The sequence below is a fragment of the Psychrobacter urativorans genome (genome assembly GCF_904846675.1).
Classification (GTDB): domain Bacteria; phylum Pseudomonadota; class Gammaproteobacteria; order Pseudomonadales; family Moraxellaceae; genus Psychrobacter; species Psychrobacter urativorans_B.
The window spans coordinates 33,825-50,412 of record NZ_CAJHBT010000020.1 but is presented as its reverse complement, the minus strand read 5'-3'; the positions used below and the strand labels follow the sequence as shown (position 1 = coordinate 50,412).

Below are 16,588 nucleotides of genomic sequence, written 5' to 3'. Positions count from 1 at the left end.
TTGCAGAACCAATTGCAGAACCAATTGCAGAACCAATTGCAGAACCAATTGCAGAACCAATTGCAGAACCAATTGCAGAACCAATTGCAGAACCAGCCCGAAATGATTCTCAGTTAATAGTACAATCTGACGACCCACGAATCTTGCTACGCTGTGAGCCGCAAGAGTTAATAGGCGAATGGTCACCAGAAAAGTGGGATTATTGGCTACAAACGGCTCGTGAGGATAACAGTTTGGCCTCGGATGAATTGGCACTTGCCCGTCAAGGTATGATGACCGGCGCCTGTAATGGTAAGGCGATATTTATTACTGGGGTGGATAGTAAGCATCTGCAAGCTACCTTTCAAGCATTAGCAGTAAAGGTGCAACAGCAGTTTTCTCAGGCTAATATTAGCCTGCAAATCGATGGTAGTGTTATGCAAGCGGATAATAAAACGCCTGAGTGTCGTCAAAGCCAGCGCTTAGAGCAGGCGACCGCTGTTGCACAGACACGGCTACTTAAATCACCAGTTATGCAATATCTGTCAGGACGCGGTGAAGGTAAAATGGGTAAGGTTAAGATAAATTAAACAATCAACAATACTTCCAAATAAATACTTTTCAAATTAAAAATAAATTGAACGCTAGCGTCTAATGCTGAAAATACTACCAATAAACGCTAAAGCGTTGATATTTATGAATTTATTAGAAATATACCCTACTAAATGAATGTAGGAAACAATGTAAAAAAAATGATTATAAGCTATAATGGTTAAGTTATATTAAAAACCGAAAAATAGCTTAGGTGAGAATATGTTAGATAATTTACGCGGTATGGCCGTGTTCGCCAGTGTGGTCGGACACGGCTCTTTTAGTGGTTCAGCTCGTGAGCTTGGTATCACAACCAGTGCGGTCAGCCAACAAATCCGGTCATTAGAGAATGAATTAGGCGTGGTGCTATTGCATCGCTCAACCCGCAAGCTGAGCTTAACCGAGGCAGGCGAAAGTTTTTATGGCGCGGCAAAAGATGTGGTTAGCGCTGCTGAGCAAGGTAGAATCAAGGTTAACCAGCTTCGTGACGAGCTTGCCGGCAGTCTACGCATTGCTACTACTCCTGAGCTTGGGGTCAATCATATTTTGCCCGCTTTATCCACGTGGATGGCGGCGCATGATGATTTAAGCATTACTTATTTTGCAGACAATCATTATATCGACATGATTGATGAGCGTATTGATATTGCGATTCGCATGAGTCCTACTATTAATGACTCCACTTTAAGTAGTCATCCGCTCACTGATGTGCGCCAAGTATTGGTGGCCTCACCACAGTATTTAAGACAACATGAAAAAATCGTAAGCCCTAAAGATTTGACCAATCATCAGCTAATTTGTATTGACCTTATGAAAGATAGTCATCAGGTTGACCTGGCACAAACTGAAACCGGTAAAAAAACCCGAATCAAAATGACTTCACGTATTCATACCAATAATGTCTTTATAGCAACTACTTTGGCCAAAGAAGGTCACGGTCTGGTCAGAATGATGGAGATGGATGTCAAAAAAGAGCTTGAAAGTGGCGAGTTGGTTGAAGTGTTGACCGGTTATCAGTTACCAAGCTTTGTACTTTATGCCGTCACTCTAAACCGTGAACAGCAACCGGCAAAGATTACGCGCTGCTTAGAAGTATTGAAAAAATATTTTCACGCGAGTTAACAATCTAGCTAAAGCGTAGCCTTAATTAAAAAATCCCTTTAGATTAGGAATAATCTAAAGGGATTTTTTAATTAAATTTGCCAACATATGAGTAAACAGTACTTTAATAGATGCATCGAAAAGGGCTATTTAAAGTAATGGTTTTAATAGATTAAGCAGACGTTCAACCACTTGTTCGCTCTCGTTGCGGCTTATATTAAGGGGAGGTAACAGACGAATGACATGGCCACCGGTTACATTAATAATCAGCTTCTGCTCATCACGAGCAAGATCAACCAGTTGACTACAGTCCATAGTTTCTGGCAATACAATACCAATCATTGTTCCAGCGCCGCGACTACTAACGCCATATTGCTGAAGCTCGTCAGTCATAGTCTCACGGATAAATTCTCCTTCACGTACCGAATTCTCCATGATGTCGCTATTGGTTAACACCTCATAGACGCTATGCACCACGCGGCTTGCAAGTGGCGTACCACCATAAGTAGAGCCATGACTGCCGGCACCAAATAGATTTTTTGCACGGCCACTAACCATACAGGCACCGACTGGGAAACCGTTACCAAGCCCTTTGGCGGTGGTCAGTACATCAGGGTGCGCATTGCTATGCTGATAAGCAAAATATTTACCCGTACGACCATTACCCGTCTGTACTTCATCGATCATAAATAACCAATTATGGGCATCACATTCAGCTTGCAGTTGTTCTAGATAGACGAAACCATTCTCAGCAGTATTTAGACCGCCTTCACCTTGAATAGGCTCTACAAATATTGCGCAGATGTCATCAAAGTCTTTAGCAGCTTGTTCAATCGCTTCGATGCTACCAAAAGGTACACGAATAAAATCATCATCTAAAGTAAAAAAGCCTTCACGCGCTTTCGGATTGGCTGTTGCTGATAACGATAGCAAGGTACGACCGTGAAAGGACTGTTCCATTACAATCACTTTTGGACGCTTAAAGCCTTGGTTATAGGCATATAGCCGCGCCATTTTTAGTGCTGCTTCATTCGCTTCAGCACCGCTATTGGCAAAGAATACGCTGTCCATTTGTGCCGCAGTACACAGCGCTTCACCTGCACGCTCTTGCCAATCAATACCGAATAAATTACTGGTATGAACCAACGTTGCCGCTTGTTGTTGTATAGCTTCAGTTACTTTGGGATGGCAATGACCGAGACCGCATACCGCGATGCCAGTGAGCGCATCTAAATACGCTGTATCGTCTTGGGTATAGAGCCAGCTACCGGAACCACGGGTAAAACTAATCGGCTGACGATTATAAGTGGGCATCAAATAAGTAGCTGACATACGGATATCCTTAGAATGGTAAAGTGTTAAGTTAGACCGTGGTTATTGTGATTTTGAATGATAGAATAACCAACTCTATGAGTTCTGCTATGATTAATCGTGCCACTTATAGTATGAGTTATAGCTCATCAGAAAATGGTGAAATCTCAGCGGGTAAACTATACTCTTCGCTTGCCCAAGCGCCTAAATCAATAAGCTTACAGCGCTCACTACAAAAAGGCTTCGATTTGTTATCTTGCCAGGCTGTTTTAGTACCACAGTTCGGACAGGGATAAGTTTTGGGTAGGGTATTGGTGTTCAATGGTGTGGTCATAAAAGTGAGGATATCCTCATAGTTGATAGAAAAAGTATTATCATTAAATAACAATCATTATAATAGCACGCAGATATTAAAAGACAAACAGTGATAAAATCAAAGAGTGGTACAAGAATAATTTAGAACAAGGTAAATGGGAGGACTGCTTAATTTTTATAAGTAGCATCTATAATAACTAGACTTTGTTGTCATCGATTTGATGTTTAAACTGGCTTTTCATTAAAACCAATAGGGGAGAACCAATGGCACAAGAGTTCATACTTTCACATCAGCAGCAGCGCGCCTTTCAACCCCAAAAACTATCTGCTCCGCGTGATTTTGTCATTCCTGAAGTTGCGAAAGGGAATGATAAGACAGCGACTTTGGTATTAGAAATCGGCGCAGGGAAGGGTAAGCATGCGTTAAGTTTCGCTGCAGCTCATTCTGACCAGCAGCTGATAGCCATTGAACGTACCCGTAATAAGTTTGAGGCTTTTGCTAAACAAGCTACCCAGCAGGCGCTCAGTAACTTAACACCCATTCATGCGGATGCAATAGCGTGGATTGTTCATGCCATTGTACCCAATAGTATTGCACGCATTTTTATCTTATATCCCAATCCTGAACAGCACAACCCTAACCAGCAATGGTTAAACATGCCATTTTTTGAATTTTTATTATCACGGTTACAAGAGGGCGGGGAAGTTATTTTAGCGACTAACATTAAAAGTTATATGGATAATGCTGAGCAGCAGTCCATCGGCGTTTGGCAATTACCGACAGTTCGTCATGAAGTGCCAGCCAATAGCCAGCGTACACACTTTGAGGTTAAATACGTAGCGCGTCGGGAGACCTGTTGGCAGTTGAACATGCGCAAACCGGTGGGTTATCAAACCAGATTTGACGGATAGGCTATGGCTCTTTTAAAAGCTATAAAAAATAGCCTAAGTAATTAAAAACACAAAACACGCCACTAACAAAAGACAGTTTCAAAAATTAGAGTATTTAATATACTCACTATCTATAAATAAGGCTTTACCAACCTGTCAGAATTAGTATGAACATCAATAACTGTCAAGAAAGTATAAGCACCAATAAATTTACGGCTAATAAACATAAATTCTTTAGGCGGCAAATTAAATTCAAACGACTGCATTGCTTGTGTAGCAGATGTTGAAAGTCTTGAATGCAGTTTACTATTTGCCCAGACATAACGCTGCTGTGCATCTAAACAGCTCTCAGGAATATCAGGATTGGTCGCAGGATGACTGAAAGGCTCAGTGGCCAACAAAAATAAGGAAGCTACATTCACTCGAACCTCGTCACTCATACTGTCAAAGAACTCATAACCAGTCATCGCTGCCATCATCGCTGTATGATTATGATAATAGCCTGCACGCAATAATCCATGCGCAATCGTCAGTAAGGTGTTATCAAACTGACGAATAGCACCAAAATCTAACAATATTAGCTTATCGATTTCACCATTATCATGAGCGTCATTATCGCTGATATGTACAAGATAATTCCCGAAATTGGGGTCCGTTTGCATCTCACCCCAAACGAAAATCTCTTGCATCATGATTTCAATTGCCGCTTGACCAATTGCATTAAGGCGCTCAGAAGACAACTCTTGTAGCGCCTCTGATGTCACCGTAACACCAGGCTCATAAGTCATACACAACAAACGCTTGCTTGAGTAAGTCCGATTGATTTTGGGTACAACGTAACGTGGGTCAGTAAGCAGACGCTCATAAAAACGTTCAGTCGTTGCCGCTTCAACTTCATAATCCACTTCATTACGCAATAGATCGCGTATTTCTTCAAACCACGCATCGAGCGAGCGTGTTTGCGGCACAGCATTACTGACTTTTAATAAGCGCTTAAACAACGCCAAATCAGAGTCGATAGCATCTGCCACCCCTGGATATTGAACCTTTAAGACGACTTGTTCACCAGTTGAGAGCACTGTTGCACGGTGAACTTGGGCAAGTGAGGCGGTACCAATAGGTATTGGATCCACTTCGAGCTCATTCAGCTTATCGCCTAGTATACGTTGTAGCGTCTGTTCTATCTTTGGCCATGCTAGCGTCGCCGTGTCGTCATTAAGCGTTTGCAGCGCCCGAGTAATTTCAGGCGGCAAAACATGCTCACCGTACATCGCAAGCATTTGGCCAATCTTAACCACAGAGCCTTTTAACTTACCCAGCTCTTCTGCCAAATAATTTGCCTGCTCTTCCATAAATACCTGATTACGTGCTGAACGTGCTTTTTTATCTAAGAACATGCCAGAGACACTATTGCCCGCCCAACGTCGACCAATATTTAAAGAAGTTTTAGCAATCGATAAGCGGCGCTCAAAGCCTGATGTTTTCAGGTTATCAATGGACTGTTTATTATTAGACGGTTTAGACGGTTCATTTGCCATAAATATCATCATTCATCAGGTTGGTTCTGATTTGCGGGTTTAAGGGCAACAATACAAGGGGGTTATGGCGTTAACATAAAAAATAGTGTCGGCTCAATAGTACCTATTCCTGGGTCAACACGGTCTTGTTTGTAAATCATGAGATGCTAGTAAGTTATTTAAGTTATTAACGACTAGAAAGTAATTAATTGTTACTATAAATGTCAATCTAAATTAAACGCTTTATTTAGCGTGTAATTGCATGATGACCAATATCACGACGATACTGTGCACCCTCAAAACTAATTGCCCCCGTTACTGATAATGCTGCTTGCTGAGCATCCAAAACACTATCCGCCATAGCAGTGACACATAGTACACGCCCGCCATTAGTGATAATTTCCTTGTCATTATCAGTGGCTGCATCGGCGTCAAGGTTGTCTGACTGCTTGCCATAAGTAAAGACAGTACCAGCATGAAAGACTTTGACCACTGTAGCATTATTATCATGAGCAACATTGCTGTCTTGCTCATCGAGCTCTGGCAACCCAGTAATGATATCACCTTTAGAAGAGGTTTCTGGATAGCCTTTTGAAGCAATGACAATGCCCAGTGCAGGACGCGCATCCCATTTAGCTTGCTTAGGTAACTTTCCAGCTAGCCCTTGAGTAACTAAGTCAGCCATTGAAGACTGCAGACGCATTAAAATAGGTTGCGTTTCTGGATCACCAAGGCGGCAATTAAATTCAATAACAAACGGGTTACCTGACTCATTAATCATTAGACCGGCATATAAAAATCCAGTATAAGGATGACTAGCAGCTTTCATAGCATCGACGACTGGCTGAATCACTTGTGCCATCACTTTATCATGAATATCTGCGGTGACCACTGGGGCAGGAGAGTACGCACCCATGCCACCCGTATTTGGGCCGGTATCGCCCTCATAAGCACGTTTATGATCTTGGCTAGTTGCCATCGGTAAAATATTATCGCCATCAACCATACAAATAAAGCTGGCTTCTTCACCGCGCAAAAATTGCTCAATGACCACCCGACTACCGGCATCACCAAATTTATTATCAGCGAGCATATCATCAATAGCGTTATGCGCTTGTTCAACGGTTTCGGCAACAATAACGCCTTTGCCAGCGGCCAGTCCATCAGCTTTGATAACAATTGGTGCGCCTTGGTCGCTAACGTAGGCTTTGGCGCTTTCTGCATCGGTAAAGCCTTGATAGGCCGCCGTTGGGATATGGTTTTGTGCCATAAACTCTTTGGCAAAGGTTTTAGAGCCTTCTAACTGCGCACAATAAGCCGTGGGCCCCCAAGCTTGAATGCCAGCGTCACGGCAGGCATCAACAATACCGGTGACCAGTGGAGCTTCGGGACCGACGATAACCATATCTATAGCATTGTTTTGACAAAATGTGACAACCGGACTGTGGTCAGAGGCGCTCGTGGCAGCATCTAAAATAACGTTTTGGCATTTCTGCTCAAGAGCCGTGCCAGCATTGCCGGGGGCGACATAAACTTGTTGTACGTTATCATCTTTAGCACATTGCCACGCCAATGCGTGTTCGCGACCACCTGAGCCAATCACCAAAATATTCATCATACATCCTTGCCCTTAGTATTAATTATTAGTAGCCAGTCAGTAAATTACTGTTAAACATCATGCCGTATTCTAACAAAAAAGTTGCATCGATTACCATGAGTATCAACATGCCAGCACTCAAAAGACTACCATAGTATTATTTAAATCATTGAGCGATGACGTAAACTGCTTATTATAGTATTTTCATCAATAAAGGTTAAAAGGTTATCGACTGTAAACTGATTCATGAAATGATGTTGTAAGCTTTAGCTATGCCAGCAGGTGCGTTACACTCTAATAGGAAATAAAGTATGAGTAAAATAAAAGAATAGTGTCAGTGTTAATGCTCAGTACTATAATTCTAGGTACAAGAATAACCATTACTCTTCATAATAAAAAGGATCGGTGTTATGCCAAACTCTTCGCATACGGCCCAAACAGGTGCTGATAAAAACAACCTGAAAAATGATACGCAAACTGAGTCATTGCTGCTCGAACGGTTTTTAGACTATATTCCAGCTGCGCATCAAGCACGTTTTGATGATAAAACGCTGAATAAAGACATTCAGAGACTGGCCAGCTTAACTGACACAAAACCCATGATTTGGCATTTGTATCAATCGACAGCAGACGCTAAGAATCAGATGCATCTGAAGTTATACGGGAATCAAGTACCAGCTACTTTGTCTGATGTGTTGCCAGTCCTTGAAAACTTTGGGGTGTCAGTCATCACCTCGCAAACCTATACATTTGACTTAGCAGAGCAGCCAATCTGGATGCAAGAGTACGAACTGACCTTGGCGCATGTAGATGCCGTTGATATGCAGGTGGTACACAGTCAGTTTGAGGACAGCTTGCAGGAAATTTGGGCTGGGCGTGTTGAGAGTGACAGTTTTAATGAATTGGTACTGACGGCTAAGCTTGATACTTATGAGGTGGTGGTGCTACGTGCCCTATCATGTTATATGCACCAAGCGCGGGCAGGATTTTCCATACGTTATATTAAACAAACGATGATTAAAAATAGCACCATCAGTGTGCTATTGGCTGAATTATTCGACACACGAATGAATCCTAAATACAGTAATGAAAAAACCAACGATGAGCGCACTAAAAAAATAACACAGATTCAAGAACAAATCACCATTGCATTGTCAGGTATTGATAGTTTAGATGAAGATCGCATTCTGCGTTGGTATTCAGATCTAATCAATGCCATGGTACGGACGAACTTTTATCAAATAGATGACGATGGTCAACGTAAAGACAGACTGTCATTTAAGTTCTTAGCGGCAGATATTCCCAATTTGCCAAAACCTAAGCTAATGTTTGAAATCTTTGTCTATTCACCCCGCGTTGAAGCGGTGCATATGCGTGGTGGTAAGGTCGCCCGTGGGGGTCTGCGTTGGTCAGATCGGATTGAAGATTTCCGTACGGAAGTATTGGGATTGGTCAAAGCGCAAATGGTGAAAAATGCGGTGATTGTCCCTGTTGGCTCAAAAGGCGGCTTTATCGTCAAAACGAAAACTATGGCTGACGGCCGCGAAGCCTTTCAAGCAGAAGGTATTGCCTGCTATCAAGCATTCCTACGCGGCATGCTTGATGTCACTGATAATATCGTCGATGGCAAAATTGTCCCGCCAGCCAATACCGTACGTCATGATGATGATGACCCGTACTTAGTGGTCGCTGCCGATAAAGGTACCGCAAGCTTCTCTGATATCGCTAACGCCTTATCTGCTGAATATAACTTTTGGCTGGATGATGCCTTTGCCTCTGGCGGCTCGGTCGGTTATGACCATAAAGCGATGGGCATTACGGCTCGCGGCGGCTGGGAATCGGTCAAACGCCACTTCCGTATGCGTGACATGGATATTCAGGAGCGTGATGACTTTACGGTCGTTGGTATCGGTGATATGAGTGGTGACGTTTTCGGTAACGGTATGCTGCGCTCAAGGCATACTAAGCTGGTCGCTGCCTTTAACCATTTACATATCTTTATCGACCCTAATCCTGATACAGCGGATTCTTATGCAGAACGCGAGCGCTTATTTAACTTACCGCGCTCAACGTGGGATGATTATGAGAGGTCGCTGATTGGCCAAGGTGGCGGGGTGTTTGCGCGGACTGACAAAACCATCGCTATCAGCCCTGAGATGAAAACACTTTTTGATATTAAAGCAGACAGCCTTGCACCCACCGATCTTATCAGCGCCTTAATGCGATCACCAGTTGATTTGATTTGGAATGGCGGTATCGGTACTTATGTGAAAAGCGCTAATGAAAGCCATGCAGATGTCGGTGACCGTGCCAACGATGCGGTACGGGTTAATGGTGGTGAGTTGCGCACCGCAGTGGTTGGTGAAGGTGGTAACTTAGGCTTCACGCAGCAAGGTCGTATTGAATACGCGCAAACTGGCGGACGTATCTATACCGATGCTATTGATAACTCAGGCGGCGTGAACTGCTCAGACCATGAGGTCAATATCAAAATCTTACTCGGAGAAGTGGTCGAGCAAGATGATATGACGTTAGAGCAGCGCAATGATCTATTAGAAAGTATGACCGATAGTGTTGCTGAGCTTGTATTGCGCCAAAACTATCTACAACCGCAAGCGATTGAGTTGAGTCATGTTCGCGCAGTGGCCAATTTAAGTGACCATCAACGCTTTATTCAGCTGTCAGAGAGCGAGCATCGTCTTGATCGTGCTATTGAATATCTGCCATCAGACGAGGAAATTGCCAGACGCCAAAAAGCAGGTACTGGTTTAACCAATCCTGAGCTAGCGGTCGTTATGGCTTATGGTAAAATGTGGGTTTATGATAACTTATTATTGTCTGACTTGCCGGATGCGCCGTACTTTATTGATGAGCTGCGTCAATACTTCCCAGAGGAGCTGGCCTCCCGCTTCTTTGATGAGATGACAGAGCACCGTTTGCACCGTGAAATCATTAGCACTTATCTGACCAATAATGTGGTCAACCGTTTAGGTATAGAAGCATTGTTCCGTCTAACTGAGGAAACGGGGCAATCGCTAGCCACTATTATCCGTGCCTATGCTATTGCACGTGATGTCTTTAATGTCTCAATAGCATGGGAACTGCTTGAATCACTCGACAACAAGGTCAATGCGAAGCTGTTACTCAATCTTGAGCTGCGTCTGCGTGATGCACTTGAGCACGGTGTCGTTTGGTTTATCAACGCCTTTGGGCAAGACTTGCAAGTCGCTGATATGATTAGCCGCTTTAGCGATAGTGTCGAGCAATTGACCAAGTCGGGTGGATTTATTGAACAGCAGTTCGCAGGTTACTTACAAGATGATAAGGTCCGTTTAAGCAAGGATGGTCTGACGGATAGTGATGCGACACTATTCGCTATGCTGCCTTATCATGTCGACGCCCTCGATACGGCACTGCTTTCTGAGGAATACGAACGTCCTGTTGACGAGATTGCAACCTTATACTTTGAAGTCTATAAAGTCTTACAGTTAGATTGGATGATGGATAATATTGCTACCTTACCGCAGCAGGATCATTGGGATCGCCGCGCGAAACACGCACTGGCTAATGAGGTCACACGCAGTCTGCGCTTACTGATGGATGCCCTATTATCACAGCCTAATGCCGGGCAAGCGTTTAGTGACTGGAAGTTACGTCATGAAGATCAGCTTGAATCAACAACGGTAGAGATGCAAAAGCTAGATGGCAATGAAGACAGTAAAATCAGTCTATCAACATTATCAGTACTGATGAGTGAGTTGAGTGGTTTAGTGACTAAGTAGCTAAAAATAAATAAAACAAGTAACTGAATAAATAGTTACTTATCCTGAATAAGACGAAAACCACCGTTATTAATTAACGGTGGTTTTTTTAATGGCTAACAATTAATCGTGGAAAGAAAATTAGAAAGAGAAATAATCAGGTAAATACAAAAAAATGATCGTAAAATGCCTAACCTAAGTTAATCAATGTCTCTAAACGCACCATTTCCCCATTCTTTTCTACCCATACTTTATCGGCGTCATCACGATAACTATCAAACTGTGGCTCTAAGATAGTTTTACCTCGATTATTAATAAAGCCAAATTTGCCAGCCTGCTGATAAGCATAAAGCTGATGGTATAATAGCTTCACAATAGGCGCATCTGATGACAGGAGTAATTTACCAGTAGCATCGATAATTTGCGCGCTAACGACATCGTCTTTGATGTCCTCAGTCATGCCAGTCGCGGAACTACCTTTAATCAAAGTGCTACGCAAAAATAGCGGCGACTTGTCACTATTAGTGAAGAGCTCAATATTCTGATTAGTGGCAAAGGGGATAATGATATTAGCGTGTTGGTCAAGTAGGGCGGTTTGCTGTTGTTTTGCTGTTGTAAGGACTGCCTGTAAATATAACGGCTGACCGGTACAAGGGTTTAACGGATAGAGCGCGTCATACTGCTGCGGAATCATCCAGTGGCCTTGATCATCAAGTAAGCCCATCCTATTTAATACTGATTGAGTTACTGACTCGCCAGCGTCATCAGCTTTATTCGTATTGCCATTATCACTAGACAAAGACTTAATCAAAAAATAGTCGCGGTCTGTATCGCTATCATAATGGGCGTGACTAATAGAAGCTGATACAAGGTTAAGTGGCGCGTCAACTGCTTTCGTAGGCTTAAAACTTTCCTGAGCTTGGCTGTAGTTACCATAGCCATTATCGATTCTACGTTTTTTTTGCTGTTGATTATTATTTTGAGATTGAAGAGGATAAACCCAATAACCGTTACGATCAATAATACCTTGTTTGGCCAAACCGTTTGATAGGTTAGTATCATTATTAATACTGACGATAAAGCTGGTGCCAATATCAAGCTCAGTCGCAATGTTATCATAAGCGAACGGCACAACTATCTCGCCACTTGCCGTGACAATACCGTATTTGCCATCTTGCTGCGCCCATAGATACTTATTCATTAGGATATAGCCGTCAGTCAATCCATCTAGGAGCACTTTGCCATTTAAATCTTCTAGCTGTTGCGTGCCATCTGCTAGTTCGATTAGCTTGCCAGCAAATTCTTTATTATCGTCGATACGCTCAAAGTAGCTATTGGGCAGATAACCCGCACAGCTGATCGTCGCTTGGGCCGGCGTTATTGCCACAAATACCGCGAATAAGCTGATAGATAGGGTGATGGCAGAGGTGCTGATCACGCCAGCACTCTGGATGAGTTTTCTAACAATCATAACCATTTTAAAACACCTTGAGAAATAATTAATTTAACTTGCAATCTTATGACAGCCTTGACCGCTAATTTCACTAAAGCCCCCAGAGATTTTTTTGACCTGAATTTGGGTCATAATGCGCTCTTTTAACGCCTGAACGTGCGAGATAATTCCGATAAGTTTACCTTCTTGTTGCAGGCTAGTGAGCGTATCAAGGGCGATATCGAGTGACTCTTCATCAAGAGTACCAAAGCCTTCATCTAAAAATAATGAATCGACACGAATATTTTGGCTTGCCATTTGTGATAGCCCGAGTGCCAAGGCAAGGCTAATAATAAAGCCTTCACCGCCCGATAAGTTTTTGGTGCTGCGAATGTCACCGCCTTGATAGTTGTCAATGACATTAAGCTCCAGCGCATTATTATTATCATGAATCAGCAAGTAACGGTCGCTCATTTTTTGTAATTGAGCATTGGCGTGATTAATCATCACCTGAAAGGTTAAGCCTTGTGCAAAAGTGCGATATTTTTTACCGTCGGCTGAGCCAATCAAGTCATACAACTGTTGCCAGACCTGCATTTTCTCTTTTTGAGCATCGATAGCGACATTCTGCGCTGTCTGTGCGCCTTTTTGTTCATCATTGGCTTTTAGCTGTTGTTCAATGGCACCAATCTCTCCGAAGCGCCTCTCTATATCTGCCTGTAATTGCAGATATCTGCCGGCAAGTGTGTCTAGATTCTCGCTGGTTAATGGATTGCTAAGCTGTTCATTTAAGGAGTTCTGGGTATTATTTAGCTGCATCTTGGCATGATTGAGCGCCTGTTCAATGCTGGACTGCCGCTGTTTTAACATATCACGCTCCTTTTTTGGCAAGCGCGCATTACCAAAATTGGCTTCATTAGCGAACTGCGACTGTACTAATAAAGTGGCAAAGTTATTTTCCTGTGCGGTAAGCGTGTGGGTAGCCGTATCAAGCTCAGCTGATAGCTGCTGCGCACGGTCTTGTAATTGCTTAAGCGCTTGCTTAGCACTGTCTTGATGTCTTTGAGCCATAGCTCTTTTTGACTTAGCATCATCAACTGAGGTACGCAGAAGATTTTCTTCACCTTCCGTGTCCTTATTATTAAATTGCTCTTTTCTGCTTTTCTGTAACTGATTGAGCGATGTCGTTTTGTCTGCAATTAGCGTGACGATATTTTTAAGCTCGCTCTCTAAGCTGTCTAGTTGTGTTTGTTTGGCATCAATTTGAGTGCTTAGACCACTGAGTGTGGTTAACAGATTCTGCTGAGTAACTTTTTGCGTATTAAAATACTCTTTTAGCTGCATTAAGGCGCTGCGCTGCTGGCGTAGACTATCTAGAAGCTCGTTATACACTACTATATTCAATACTATTTTATTATGAATACTATCTGTCAGTGGCTTAAGTGAGTATGATGGCTTGAGTGAGTTGTCCGGTGTCTCAGCACTTAGGTCATCGTTGCTAGCAGAATACTTATCAATCACCGCTAACACAGTGCCCGTTATTTCTGTTAGCTCAGAGAAGTTGGCCGCTACGGTATTATCTAACCCTGCTGTTCTTTGGGAATTAAGCTTAATCTCAGTCGCAAAGTTGCTTACTTCATTAGAGAGCGTCTGTTGCTGCCGTTCTTCAGTGTCGATAGCTGTGCTCACATTCGAAATAGTTTGAGTAAAATTATCATATTGAGCAAGCGTGGTTTTGATAAGGTCTTTTTCTTGAGTAAGACTTTGTTTGGCACTGCTCACCAATAATAGTAAATGCTCAATTGGCTCAATATCCGCTGTGCCTGACTCTAGCTGCTGATTAAGCGTATTGATATCATTGTTAATTTGATTAAACGAATTAATAATCGCCTTTACTGAGCCTGAAAAATCTACATCCGTACCGAGCAGTGAGGTAATATCACCCTGAATGTCGCTATATAAGGTCTTAACTTGATGGTGTAGAACTGTTAATTGCTTTTGGTTGTTTATAAGGTTATTTTTCTTGGTTGCATAGTCAATATTAGCTTCAGATAAAATCTTCTCCAACTCATCGATAAGCTTATCTAGCGCAACACTCTGTTGCTCAGCCTGACTGATTGGGGAATTCTCACCTTGAGTGCCATTAGCGAGCAATGGGTGCTTGTGAATACTGTCACTATAAGGATGTTCTACGGAGCCGCATAATGGACAAGGTTTACTACTCTCTAATTCTGAAATATAATCCTCAAGCTTAGCGACTTTTTGTAGTAAGTTAAGATGTTCTTGTTTTTCTCTACGCTTACCCTTAGCGTCTGTAATTTTTGCTTCATTATCACTTACTAAGCCCTCAAGCGAGTTCAGTTCTTGCTTGACATTGGGTTGTGTTATATTGATCGTTTCAATCTGGGTTGAGATGACAGCTAATTGTTGCAATTTAAAGCTGACGCGCTCAATTTGGCTGTTGATGTGATCGATATGCTCTTGTTGGCTGCGCATATTATGTAACGAGCTATCTTGTAGTAAGTTTGTCTGCTGTTGGTGCAAGCCTTTAAGTTGGTCACGCTTATTAGTAATCAGTAACTTATCCACTGCTTGCTGACGGTTTAGCTCATTAATATTTTTTTGTAGATGGGTAGCTTGGTCTTGATATGTTTGCCTGTTAGTGATTAGAGTCGCGTTGTCTTGCAATAGTACTTTTAACCGACTGCCGTTACTATTAAATAGGGCAATATCAGTATCAAGATCATTAAGTTCGTGATGATTAATTAGGTATTGCCTGACAGACGCAAGCTTATTGTTGGTATCTTGTTCTGTATTTTTATGGACGTTTATTTCTTGATTTAATTGCTGGGTATTCGTTAATAGCGAATTTCTGCGCTGGTTATCATCGCTTAGCAACCATAATTGCTGCTTTATCTCGGCATCAAGTTCACGCACTTTCGCTATGATAGGCAATGTATCGTGCAGCTCTTTTGTTACTTGTTCTTCAAGCCTAGTAGCAATATTCAAATCTGTAGTGGTATTATCAAGCAATTCTTTTTGAGCGGGAATTTTCCCTAGTAAGTCTTGCTGTTCATTATTCAGACGTTTTGCCATGTCGCGACTATAGATCAATTCTCGAAAGGGACTGTCAATCTCCAACGCTTTGTTTGCGGCATCTAAACGCGCTGCATCTGGAGTAAAGCCTTTCTCATCTTGCAGCGCGGTCGTCATTACCGTTTGATAATGGGATAAGTTTTGTTTTAAATCCGCGACTTTATCCAACCATTGAATGTGCTCGTTGACGGTTTTAAACGCTTGTCGTTGTGTGTTTTGGGCGCTCTCATGCGCTTTTAAACCTGCTATCAGCTGCGCCTCATCCTCAATACTTAACAAGGGCAGGTTGTCAATACCGGCTTGTAGTTTGGTAAGCTCGCTTTCTTCTTCACGTTTTTTTTCAAAAACGTTTTTAGATATATCAGCGTAGATTGCCGTACCGGTAATTTTTTCGAGGATGGCGGCTCTATCTGCAACATCGGACTTCAAAAATGCGGCAAAACTGCCTTGTGCCAACATGATTGAACGGGTGAACTGGTTGAAGTCCATACCGATTAGGTCTTGGATATAAGCCATTGTCTTGGATTTTTTTTCCTCCAATATTTTTTTGGTTTCAACGACACTGATTTCGTGTTTAATAGGTAATAAGTTGCCTTTGGGTTTTTTGTGCGCCCGATGTTGATACCATGAGCAGCGATAGTGTTTATCACCAATCTCTATCACCACTTCCGCTGAGCACTCGCCTGTGCCTTGGGTCATCATCTCATTGGTTGACCCGGTAATGTCACCTAATCTAGGGGTGCGACTATATAGCGCCAAGCAAATTGCATCCAAAATGGTGGTCTTGCCCGCGCCGGTCTGTCCGGTAATGGCAAAGATGCCTTCGTTGACAAAGGCGGGATTAGTAAAATCAATATGCCATTCGCCTTTCAGTGAATTCAGATTTTTTAGTCGCAGTTCAATCAGTCGCATGGGCAGGTCTTATTAGTTAGGTTAACGCTAAATACTGACGTATAGAATACTTATATAGAAAGATAGTTTAATTCTCGATTTCTGT

Annotated in this window: 9 protein-coding genes and 1 pseudogene; 4 read left to right on the top strand and 6 right to left on the bottom strand. The window is 42.5% G+C overall.

Annotated features, from left to right (window positions below):
* Window positions 1-569 (top strand): annotated as a pseudogene (locus JMY06_RS09560) (DNA polymerase III subunit gamma/tau); the annotation flags it as partial.
* 223 nt (window positions 570-792) lie between these two features.
* A complete protein-coding gene (locus JMY06_RS09555) occupies window positions 793-1,692 on the top strand; it encodes a LysR family transcriptional regulator (RefSeq protein WP_201618064.1) in 900 nt (299 codons plus the stop codon).
* A gap of 129 nt (window positions 1,693-1,821) precedes the next feature.
* Here JMY06_RS09555 and JMY06_RS09550 read toward each other — a convergent pair whose 3' ends face one another.
* Both JMY06_RS09550 and JMY06_RS09545 read right to left on the bottom strand, forming a co-directional pair.
* Complete coding sequence (locus JMY06_RS09550; RefSeq protein ID WP_201618063.1) at window positions 1,822-3,003, bottom strand: aspartate aminotransferase family protein; 1,182 nt, start codon at window positions 3,001-3,003, stop codon at window positions 1,822-1,824.
* A 118-nt stretch (window positions 3,004-3,121) separates the two neighbouring features.
* Window positions 3,122-3,316 carry a DNA gyrase inhibitor YacG gene (locus JMY06_RS09545; protein WP_201527236.1) on the bottom strand — a complete coding sequence of 65 codons (195 nt, stop codon included), beginning with the start codon at window positions 3,314-3,316 and terminating at the stop codon, window positions 3,122-3,124.
* Between the two features lie 245 nt (window positions 3,317-3,561).
* Between JMY06_RS09545 and JMY06_RS09540 the strand changes: the two genes are divergently transcribed.
* Window positions 3,562-4,209, top strand: coding sequence for a DUF938 domain-containing protein (locus tag JMY06_RS09540; RefSeq protein WP_201618062.1), 648 nt, complete (start codon window positions 3,562-3,564; stop codon window positions 4,207-4,209).
* Between the two features lie 110 nt (window positions 4,210-4,319).
* On the opposite strand, the gene JMY06_RS09535 is transcribed toward JMY06_RS09540, so the two are convergent.
* Together JMY06_RS09535 and purD are read right to left on the bottom strand one after the other, a co-directional pair.
* Complete coding sequence (locus JMY06_RS09535; RefSeq protein ID WP_201618061.1) at window positions 4,320-5,726, bottom strand: ABC1 kinase family protein; 1,407 nt, start codon at window positions 5,724-5,726, stop codon at window positions 4,320-4,322.
* Window positions 5,727-5,952: 226 nt separating this feature from the next.
* Entirely contained in the window at window positions 5,953-7,320 is a 1,368-nt protein-coding gene (purD, locus tag JMY06_RS09530) for a phosphoribosylamine--glycine ligase (protein WP_201527259.1), read from the bottom strand.
* Between the two features lie 392 nt (window positions 7,321-7,712).
* On the opposite strand from purD, the gene JMY06_RS09525 reads away from it, so the two are divergent.
* The gene (locus JMY06_RS09525; RefSeq protein ID WP_227672273.1) at window positions 7,713-11,084 is read left to right on the top strand and encodes an NAD-glutamate dehydrogenase; all 3,372 of its coding nucleotides are present in this window, start codon (window positions 7,713-7,715) and stop codon (window positions 11,082-11,084) included.
* 169 nt (window positions 11,085-11,253) lie between these two features.
* On the opposite strand, the gene JMY06_RS09520 is transcribed toward JMY06_RS09525, so the two are convergent.
* Both JMY06_RS09520 and JMY06_RS09515 read right to left on the bottom strand, forming a co-directional pair.
* Window positions 11,254-12,540, bottom strand: a complete 1,287-nt coding sequence (locus JMY06_RS09520; RefSeq protein WP_201618060.1) for a WG repeat-containing protein — start codon at window positions 12,538-12,540, stop codon at window positions 11,254-11,256.
* A gap of 27 nt (window positions 12,541-12,567) precedes the next feature.
* Window positions 12,568-16,503: an AAA family ATPase gene (locus tag JMY06_RS09515; protein ID WP_201618059.1), complete on the bottom strand. Its 3,936-nt coding sequence runs from the start codon at window positions 16,501-16,503 to the stop codon at window positions 12,568-12,570.
* Window positions 16,504-16,588 lie beyond the last annotated feature (85 nt).

What these genes read in the sequence shown, in the direction of transcription:
- JMY06_RS09550 (WP_201618063.1), bottom strand. Translation starts at nt 3,003, where the DNA reads ATGTCAGCTACTTATTTGATGCCCACTTATAATCGTCAGCCGATTAGT.
- JMY06_RS09540 (WP_201618062.1), top strand. Translation starts at nt 3,562, where the DNA reads ATGGCACAAGAGTTCATACTTTCACATCAGCAGCAGCGCGCCTTTCAA.
- JMY06_RS09520 (WP_201618060.1), bottom strand. Translation starts at nt 12,540, where the DNA reads ATGGTTATGATTGTTAGAAAACTCATCCAGAGTGCTGGCGTGATCAGC.
- JMY06_RS09545 (WP_201527236.1), bottom strand. Translation starts at nt 3,316, where the DNA reads ATGACCACACCATTGAACACCAATACCCTACCCAAAACTTATCCCTGT.
- JMY06_RS09535 (WP_201618061.1), bottom strand. Translation starts at nt 5,726, where the DNA reads ATGGCAAATGAACCGTCTAAACCGTCTAATAATAAACAGTCCATTGAT.
- JMY06_RS09515 (WP_201618059.1), bottom strand. Translation starts at nt 16,503, where the DNA reads ATGCGACTGATTGAACTGCGACTAAAAAATCTGAATTCACTGAAAGGC.
- purD (WP_201527259.1), bottom strand. Translation starts at nt 7,320, where the DNA reads ATGAATATTTTGGTGATTGGCTCAGGTGGTCGCGAACACGCATTGGCG.
- JMY06_RS09525 (WP_227672273.1), top strand. Translation starts at nt 7,713, where the DNA reads ATGCCAAACTCTTCGCATACGGCCCAAACAGGTGCTGATAAAAACAAC.
- JMY06_RS09555 (WP_201618064.1), top strand. Translation starts at nt 793, where the DNA reads ATGTTAGATAATTTACGCGGTATGGCCGTGTTCGCCAGTGTGGTCGGA.